The organism is Pseudoflavonifractor sp. HCP28S3_F10, from assembly GCF_052065415.1.
GTDB lineage: Bacteria > Bacillota > Clostridia > Oscillospirales > Oscillospiraceae > Pseudoflavonifractor_A.
This window is the reverse complement of sequence record NZ_JBQHUB010000013.1, coordinates 63,332-71,704: the sequence shown is the minus strand read 5'-3', so window position 1 is coordinate 71,704 and position 8,373 is coordinate 63,332. Positions and strand designations below refer to the sequence as shown.

7 protein-coding genes and 1 other RNA gene are annotated in these 8,373 nt (G+C 62.2%); 3 read left to right on the top strand and 5 right to left on the bottom strand.

The features are described 5' to 3' along the window. Positions 1-372: 372 nt before the first annotated feature. Positions 373-3,030 carry a transglycosylase domain-containing protein gene (locus ACTNBZ_RS07550; protein ID WP_441209056.1) on the bottom strand — a complete coding sequence of 886 codons (2,658 nt, stop codon included), beginning with the start codon at positions 3,028-3,030 and terminating at the stop codon, positions 373-375. 328 nt (positions 3,031-3,358) lie between these two features. Between ACTNBZ_RS07550 and ACTNBZ_RS07545 the strand changes: the two genes are divergently transcribed. After that, on the top strand, positions 3,359-3,658 hold the full coding sequence (locus ACTNBZ_RS07545) for a DUF1292 domain-containing protein (RefSeq protein WP_441209055.1): 300 nt from the start codon (positions 3,359-3,361) through the stop codon (positions 3,656-3,658). Between the two features lie 27 nt (positions 3,659-3,685). Continuing rightward, positions 3,686-3,884, top strand: a non-coding RNA gene (gene ssrS / locus ACTNBZ_RS07540) — 6S RNA. A 102-nt stretch (positions 3,885-3,986) separates the two neighbouring features. Here the strand turns inward: ssrS and ACTNBZ_RS07535 are convergent. The 4 genes from ACTNBZ_RS07535 to ACTNBZ_RS07520 all read right to left on the bottom strand — a co-directional run bounded on the left by ACTNBZ_RS07535 (position 3,987) and on the right by ACTNBZ_RS07520 (position 7,372). Beyond that, the gene (locus ACTNBZ_RS07535; protein ID WP_441209054.1) at positions 3,987-4,811 is read right to left on the bottom strand and encodes a Cof-type HAD-IIB family hydrolase; all 825 of its coding nucleotides are present in this window, start codon (positions 4,809-4,811) and stop codon (positions 3,987-3,989) included. Position 4,812: 1 nt separating this feature from the next. Next, positions 4,813-5,760 carry a transketolase family protein gene (locus ACTNBZ_RS07530; protein ID WP_441209053.1) on the bottom strand — a complete coding sequence of 316 codons (948 nt, stop codon included), beginning with the start codon at positions 5,758-5,760 and terminating at the stop codon, positions 4,813-4,815. Position 5,761: 1 nt separating this feature from the next. Beyond that, positions 5,762-6,607 (bottom strand): transketolase, encoded by an 846-nt coding sequence (locus ACTNBZ_RS07525; protein WP_441209052.1) that lies wholly within the window; start codon positions 6,605-6,607, stop codon positions 5,762-5,764. A 168-nt stretch (positions 6,608-6,775) separates the two neighbouring features. After that, positions 6,776-7,372, bottom strand: a complete 597-nt coding sequence (locus ACTNBZ_RS07520; protein ID WP_441209051.1) for an AAA family ATPase — start codon at positions 7,370-7,372, stop codon at positions 6,776-6,778. Between the two features lie 190 nt (positions 7,373-7,562). Between ACTNBZ_RS07520 and ACTNBZ_RS07515 the strand changes: the two genes are divergently transcribed. Then, on the top strand, positions 7,563-8,366 hold the full coding sequence (locus ACTNBZ_RS07515; RefSeq protein WP_441209050.1) for a TraX family protein: 804 nt from the start codon (positions 7,563-7,565) through the stop codon (positions 8,364-8,366). The last annotated feature ends 7 nt before the right edge of the window (positions 8,367-8,373 follow it).

The window sequence follows — 8,373 nt, the reverse complement described above, 5'->3', positions numbered from 1 at the left end:
GTAAAGGGAGCCGCCCCGCGCCGGCGAACCGCTCCCGGGCCCCCCCAACTCACCCCCCACCCCCCACCGGGCCGGGGCCGCCCGGGAGGCCCGGACGCGGCTCCTGCGGCAGACGGCGGAAAACCTTGACGCCTTTCTCCGGGGCAACCCCATCCATGTGGTCAACCCCTGATACTGATTTCAAATAAAATGCTTTGTTTGAAATCCCCCGTACTGCGCACGCTGGCGCCGCACATGCCTGCGTCACGGCGTCTCATAAAAACCTGACGCGCTTCGCGCTATAAAAGCTTTTTAACAGGTTTCAGCATGAATTCCGTTCAAAACAGCAGCAGGCTCCCGGAGCGCCATATGCTCCGGGAGCCTGTTTGTGTTCTATATGGCGGGAGGCGCCACCTCGCCGCCTGGCTCAGGCTCAGACGGCGTGGGGGTAGGCTGGACGGTACCTGGGTCCTCCGGTCCCTCCGGCTCGGGTGTGGGCTGCACCGGCGGGATGGGCCAGGTCTGGGGGTCCAGCGGATCAAAATTCTCATACCCCTCCTGGCCCTCAGGCGGATAAGTGCTGGGGTCATCGGGATCGAAGATAGAGGGATCGTACTCCGCCGGGGGCTTGAGCTCCTCGGTGTGCACCGTGCAGGGACCGGCGGCCTCCACATTCTCCCACAGGTAGTTCTCGTCCCGGGCCACCCGGGCGCCGTTGACCCGCTCCCGCTGGAGGTTGAGCAGGGCGATCTCTTTCACCGTAGGCTCCACACCGGCCGCATTCCCTTCCCGGGGGCAGAACTCGGTGGCCAGATAGTAGGTGCTGCCGCTCTGGGCCGATCCCCCATCCTCCGTGCCGCCGGCGGCTGCCGCCGCAGTACAGACCTCCCGGGTCTCATGCAGGTCACAGAAGTCGGCGGGGGCATCTCCCTTGAAGAAGTACACCGACTGGACCCGGTTCCCTCTGGGGTCCAGCATGCAGGCCGGGCTGGCCCGCTTGCCGCTGTCCAGACAGATCTGAACGGTGAGCAGTTCCTCCGGCTGATCAAAGTCCCTCTTTTCCAGCCCCTGGTGGATGGGCTCCATGACCTTCTTCCACATCTGGGCCGCCGGGTTCTTGGAGCCTGGACCCACCCGCTCGGGATGGTCGGCATAGCCAGTCCACACAGCGGCGGTGTAGTACTGGGAATAGCCCACGAACCAGCGGTCTTTATAATCGTTGGTGGAACCGGTCTTGCCGGCGATCACCGCGCCGTCGAAGTATGCCTCGTGGCCGGTGCCCACGCCGTTGGGGCTGTTGATGACATCCTTGAGCATATCGTTGATATACCAGGCAGTGGTGGCCTTGACGGCGGAGCGGGGCTCTCCCTGGGTGTTGTCCAGGATCACGATCTCCTCGCCGTCCTCCTCCCGGGTGACCTTGGTGTAGGTCCGGGGCTCCACATACACGCCGTTGCGGGGGAAGGCCGAGTAGGCCGCCGCCATATCGATGACACGGACGCCCTTGTGCAGGCCGCCCAGCGCCAGCTGGGACAGACCCTTGTCATCCCCGCCGGCCAGGGTGCTGATGCCGAAATTCTCCTCCAGAAATTCATAGGATTTCTCCACGCCCAGCAGCTGTACCACCCGGGCGGCCACCGTGTTGGACGACTGCTCCACCGCCTTGGACACAGTCTCCCGTCCCCAGTAGTAGGCATAGGAATTGGAGGGCCAGGCGCTGCCGTTGAGGGCCATCACCGGCGTGTCGTCAAAGACCGAATTGGGGGTGATGAGCCCCATGTCGATGGCCGGGGCATAGGCGGCCAGGGGCTTGATGGAGGAACCGGGCTGCCGGGTAGTCATGGTAGCCATATTCAGCACCTTGTTGGCTGTCTTTTCCCCCATGGCGCCCGCCATGGCCACCACATTGCCGTCGTGATCCAGCACCACAATGGCCGACTGCAGCTGTTCGCCGGTGGAGGAGGTCTGAGGCAGGTTGTCCCGGTTGAGATAGACCTCATCCACCACCGCCTGCACGCCGGGATCCACGCAGGCGTAGATCTTCAGACCACCGCTGTACACCATGTTGCTGGCCACCTCATTGGAGTAGCCCTTTTCCTCCACCAGGTCGCTGATGACGTCCCGCACCACCTGCTCGGAGTACCAGCTCAGGATATTGGTATCTCCGGTGCCGGACTGATCCTCGCCCTTGGTGAAGTTCAGTCCCGCTTTGATCTGGCTGCAGGCCTCGTCATACTCGCCCTGGGTGATCTTTCCCTGGTCTTTCATGGCATAGAGCACGTTCAGCGCCCGCTTGGCGTTGTTGTCCCGGCCCCAGTTTGGGTTTTCCGCCTTGGCAATGTAGGGATTGTAAATAGATGGATTGTTGGTGATACTGATCAGGCTGGCGCATTCGGCCAGGGTCAGGTCACGTACGTCCTTGCCGAAGTAATTCTCCGCTGCGGTGGACACGCCGTAGCATTTCTGACCCAGGTAGATATAGTTGAGATAGAGCTCCAGGATCTCTTCCTTGGTGTGGTTCTTCTCAAAATCCAGTGCCCGGAAGATCTCCACGATCTTCCGCTTCACCGTCACGTCCTTGTACTGGGTCATGTTCTTCAAAAGCTGCTGGGTCAGGGTGGAGCCGCCCTGGATATCGTCGCCGGTCATCATGCTCAGAACAGCTTTGCCGGTACGGATCCAGTCCACGCCCTGGTGGTCCCAGAAACGCTTGTCCTCGATAGCTACCGTGGCGTTAATCAGGTTTTTGGGGATCTCACTGTAGGGGATCCACACCCGGTTCTCAGCGCCGTAAAGAGACTGGAGCTCCACCGCCTCGCCGGTGGTCCTGTCCGTGTAATAGATCGTGCTGGCCAGCGCGGTGGAATAGGCCTGCGCCTCCACATGGGCGTCAGGCAGGATCACTTCCTTGATGTAGACCGCCCCGAAGCAGGCCAGGAAAGCCGCGGTCACCACACCGATGAGCAGCAGAGTCCCCAGGACTTTGAAAAACCCGGCGGCTGCACGTCCCGCGCCTCCGCCGCGCGCTCCGTTTTTATTTGTTGTTGCCAAAATGACACCTCCGTATAGGCGGGAGGCCGGTCTGCAAACCATAGCCTCCCCTGAGCGGGCAGATCACCGTGTCCATGACCGGACCGGGACCTCCACGATCTGTTTCGATGGTTTGTATGGTATTTTTATATTATACCATAGCCCGTCAACTTGTCCACCCTATATTACCCCTTTATTCCCTTTTTTTGGCTCTTCCAAAAATTTGGCACTTCCCCGTATTGCTTTTTTCTGCCCGACGGGTTACAATAGGTACAGCATCAGACCGCCCCCGGCGGTCCTGTCCGGTCTCCCTGCCGGAGATCGCAGTACAGCGGAAAGCGGTGAAATTATGAGTGAAGAATTTGGCGGCGAATTCATCTCCCTGACTGACGAGGAGGGCAACGAATTCGAGCTGGAGTACTGCACCACCGTGGAATACGATGGATCAGTCTACATGGCTTTCCTGACCGTGACCGAGGGAGATGAGGACACGGAGGAGCCCGAGGAATCGGAGGACGACGGTCTGGTCATCCTGAAGGTAGTTCAGGTAGACGGCGAGGATCAGCTCGCTACCCTGGATAATGAAGAGGAGCTCAACGCCGTCTATGAACTGGTCATGGAGGACCTGTTCAGCGAGGACGAGGACTGAGTTTCCCATTACAACATAAGCAGATGATTTTTCCTGCTCGGTGCGTGACGGGCCTTGTTTAAACCCACATCTCTTAAACGGGATGTCGCCCTCATGCCGCGGATTGCAGGCCTCCCGGCCTCCCTTTTGAGGCCGGAAGTTGGAAGCAAGGAAACGGCATGGAGACAACCCACCTGCCTTTTTGTGCAGGTTTTAAATGGGTCCGCACGGCCAGAGCGGGGCCCCCACGGATCTCGGTTCGTGGGGTTTTTATTTTATCAAAAAGCAGGAGCGCCGGAAATCCGGCGCTCCTGCTTTCTCATTTGTTTATCATTTGTCTGACGGGTGCTCACTTCAGAACATACCGCTCCACCATCCGGCCCACGCCGGCCTGGTGGTTGGGGGGCGCCAGATACCGGGCGGCCTCCTTCGCCGGGGCGGCAGCGTTCTCCATGGCAAAGGACCAGCCGGCCCACCGGAGCATCTCCACATCGTTTTCTCCGTCGCCAAAAGCCATCACCTGCTCAGCAGCGATGCCCCGCGCGGCGCACAGGGCGGCCAGGGCCCTTCCTTTATTGGTGCCGCTGGCGCTGATCTCAATGTTATCCTCCAGCCCGGAGGCCAGATAGAGCGCTCCCACCTTCCGCAGGCGCTCCAGCATCTCCTTCCGCGCGGCGGCGGGGATAAAGAAGGTATCCACCTTCTCCACCCGTTTTCCGGACAGGGTCTCGTCCAGGCGGTCCACCGCAATCACCTCCCGCTCCGCCGCCTCCTGAAACTCCGGCGACAGAATGGGCCGGGCCGCCACCGCAGGCAGCATCCGCTTCTCCAGATAGCTCTTTCCCTGGCAGTAGGCCATGAAGGGCAGATCATAGTCCGCCAGCACAGCGAACACCGCCCGCCATACCAGCTCCTCCATGCCGCTCTCCACCAGCCAGCGGCCGGTTTTGACCTCCAGCACCGAGGCGCCGTTGCAGGTCAAGACGTAATCCACACAGCCCATGTTTTCCGCCAGGTCCCGCAGGAAGCACCAGGGCCGTCCGCTGGCCAGGGCGATGGACACCCCCCGCTCCGACGCCCGGCGCAGGGCGTCCAGATTCCGGGTGGGGACGGTCATATGGTCCCGGTCCAGCAGGGTGCCGTCCATATCGGCAGCAATCAGCGCGATGGACATCTTATTTCTTCAGCGCCAGCGCGGCCCGGGCCTTGGCGGCGATGCCCTCGGGGGTAAGGCCGTAGTGTTCCAGCACCAGGGGAGCCTTGCCGGAGCGGCCGAACTCGTCATTGACGCCGTGGCGCACCACGGGCACGGGGCACACGCCGGACAGGTAGCCGGCCACCGCCTCGCCCAGGCCGCCGATGATATTGTGCTCCTCACTGGTGACGATGGCGCCGGTCTCCCGGGCGGCCTTGAGCACCAGCTCCTCGTCCAGGGGCTTGATGGTGTGCATATCGATGACCCGGGCGCTGACGCCCTCCTCCGCCAGGATATCGGCGGCCTTCAGGGCCATCTGCACCATCATGCCGGCGGCGACGATGGTCACGTCGCTGCCCTCTCTCAGCACCGAGCCCTTGCCCAGCTCAAAGGAGTAGCCCTCGATGGCATCGGTGACGGTCTCCACCGCCAGGCGGCCCAGACGCAGGTAGGCGGGGCCGTCGTAGTCCAGCAGGGCCTTGACGGCCAGCTTCATCTCGTTTCCGTCGCAGGGGCAGCACACCAGCATACCGGGGATGGAGCGCATGGTGGCAAAATCCTCGCAGCACTGGTGGGTAGCGCCGTCCTCGCCCACGCTCAGGCCGCCGTGGGAGCCCACCACCTTCACGTTCAGGTGGGGATAGGCCACCGAGTTGCGCACCTGCTCAAAGGCGCGGCCGGCGGCGAACATGGCGAAGGTGGCGGCAAAGGGCTTCTTGCCGCAGGTGGCAAGGCCGGCCGCCACGCCCACCATGTTGGCCTCGGCAATGCCCATATTGAAAAAGCGGTCGGGATAGGTCTTGGAAAATTCCTTGGTCATGGTAGCGCCGGACAGGTCGGCGTCCAGCACCACCAGCTCGGGATACTGCTCCGCCAGCTCCACGATGGCCTTGCCAAAGGCGCCGCGGGTCGCGATCTTCTCTCCCATCTTACTTCCCCTCCAGTTCGTTGAGTTTGGCCTCCAGCTCGGCCCGGGCCACGGCGTACTGCTCGTCGTTGGGGGCCTTGCCGTGCCAGCCGGCGTCGTTCTCCATGAAGGAGACGCCCTTGCCCTTTACGGTGCGGGCCAGGATGACGGTGGGCCTGTCCGTACAGGCGCGGGCCTGGGCCAGGGCGCCGGCGATGGCGGCATAGTCGTGGCCGTCCACCTTCAGCACGTTCCAGTTGAAGGCGGCGAACTTCTGATCCAGGGGCTCGGTGGGCATCACATCGCAGGTCTTGCCGTCGATCTGCAGGCCGTTGACGTCCACGATGGCGCACAGGTTGGACAGGCCGTACTTGGCCGCGGCCATGGCCGCCTCCCAGATCTGACCCTCGGCGATCTCGCCGTCGCCCAGGATGGAGTAGACCCGGTAGTCCCTGCCGTCCACCTTGCCGGCCAGGGCCATGCCCACGGCGGTGGAGAGGCCCTGGCCCAGGGAGCCGGTGGACATGTCCACGCCGGGGACGTTCACCATATCGGGGTGCCCGGACATATGCCCGTTGATGGAGCGGAAGAGCTTCAGCTCCTCCACAGGGAAATAGCCCCGCAGGGCCAGGATGGCGTAAAGCGCCGGAGTACAGTGGCCCTTGGAGAGCACGAACCGGTCCCGGTCCGGGCTCTTGGGCGCGGCGGGATCCACCCGCATCTCATGGAAATAGAGGACCGTCAGCAGATCCATGGCGGACAGAGCGCCGCCGATGTGGCCGGAGGCCGCGGTGTGGACCATCTCCATACCCAGCAGGCGCGCCCTGGCCGCAGTGACCGCCAGTTCGTGTACCTTTGCCTGTTCCATTTTGTTCACCTGTCCTTTCACACGGTGTTTTTTATATTTTCTGCGTTTAGTATAGCTTAACCGGGGGGACAGCGCAAGTCAACGGGGGGTAAAAACCCCTTTCCTCACGCTTTTCGACGGTTGCGCAAAAAAAGGGCGCTCCCGCCGGAGCGCCCTTGTGACAAATGCTCACTCGCTTTTCTCTGCCAGACCCAAGGCTGCCGCCTTAATGACGGCCACGGCGCCGTCGATGCCGATGCGGCTGTTGACGCACAGGTCGTAATTGTTCATATCGCCCCATTTTTTCCCTGAGAAATGGCTGTAATAGGAGGCGCGGTACCGGTCCTGCCGGCTGACATGGTTCTCCATGTGAACGGCCTCGTCGTGATAGACCTCCCTGGCCCGGCGCACCCGCTCCTCCATGGGGGCCGAGATGAACACCCGCAGGCAGTTGGGGAACTGATCCAGCACATAGTCGGCACAGCGGCCCACGAACACACAGGGGCCCTTTTCCGCCGCCTCCTTGATGATCTTGCACTGGGCAATGAACACCTGGTCGGGCAAAGGCATGGTCTGGGTCATATTATACAGGTCAAAGATAAAGCTGCCTGTGGGACGGGACTCTGCCTGCCGGATGTAATTTTCCGTCAGGCCGGTCTGCTCTGCCACTTTCTCGATAAGCTCCTTATCGTAATATGGGATGCCCAACTCCTCCGAGAGCCGCTGGGCGATGATCCGTCCGCCTGAGCCGTATTGGCGGCTGATGGCAATGATCACATGCTTCATGAGGACACCTCCCTGATTCCGGTCCGGCGCGCCTGGACGCGCCTCTTTCCGGTCTTATTATATCACATTTTTCCAGTGCAAGCAATTTTCTTTCCTCTTTGGGGCCTTGCGCGTTCCCTCTTTCCTGTGCTACCATGGAGCCTGACGCGGGGGAATTCTCCGCCAGTTCTGCCCGGAAGGAGGCCCGCCCATGGACCGTTCCCCCGTGCTGGATGCTTTCCAGCTCAAGGTCATCGCCCTGCTCTCCATGACCGCAGACCATCTGGGGGCCTGCGGCCTGGTCCCGGAGGCCCTTGTCCCCCTGTGCCGCACCGCCGGGCGCATGGCCGCCCCTCTTTTTCTCTTTCTCGTCACGGAGGGGATGCGCCACACCCGCAGCCGGAGCCGCTATCTGCTGCGGCTTTGGCTCTCCGGCGCGCTCATCAGCCTGGCCGCCCTGGCGCTGTACCGCCGGGGGCTCATCCGGGATACCGGTGTGAATATTCTCCCAGCCTTCTCCTATACCGGGCTCCTCATTCTGGTCCTGGAACAGGTCGTCTCCCTCCGGCACGCAGGCCGGTACGCCGCCGCCCTGGGGTGGGCTGCCGGGCTGTGGGCAGTCCTCTCCCTCCTGTCTCTGCCCTGGGGCGGGGAGCTGCGGCAGGCGCTCCTTCCCTCTCCCACCGGCGTGATGTACTCCTTCGTCTTTGTAGTCCTGGGGGTGTGCTGGTACTTTCTCTCCCGTCGGGAGCACCAGATCCTGCTGCTCCTTTTCCTCTCTTTTGCCGCCTGCATCCCCGGCCTGGGGACAGCGCTGGAGAGTCTGCTCTCCCCCGTCTTTCCCTTTTTCAGTACCGGGCTCCTGGTCCCGTTCCAGTTCCCCATGGTCCTGGCCGCCCTCCCTCTGTGGTACTACGGCGGCCTGCCCGGACGGCGGGGATGGAAGTGGTTCTTTTATCTCTACTATCCCCTCCACCAGTTTCTTTTTCAGTATCTGGCCCTGTCCGTGAACTGAAACGCGC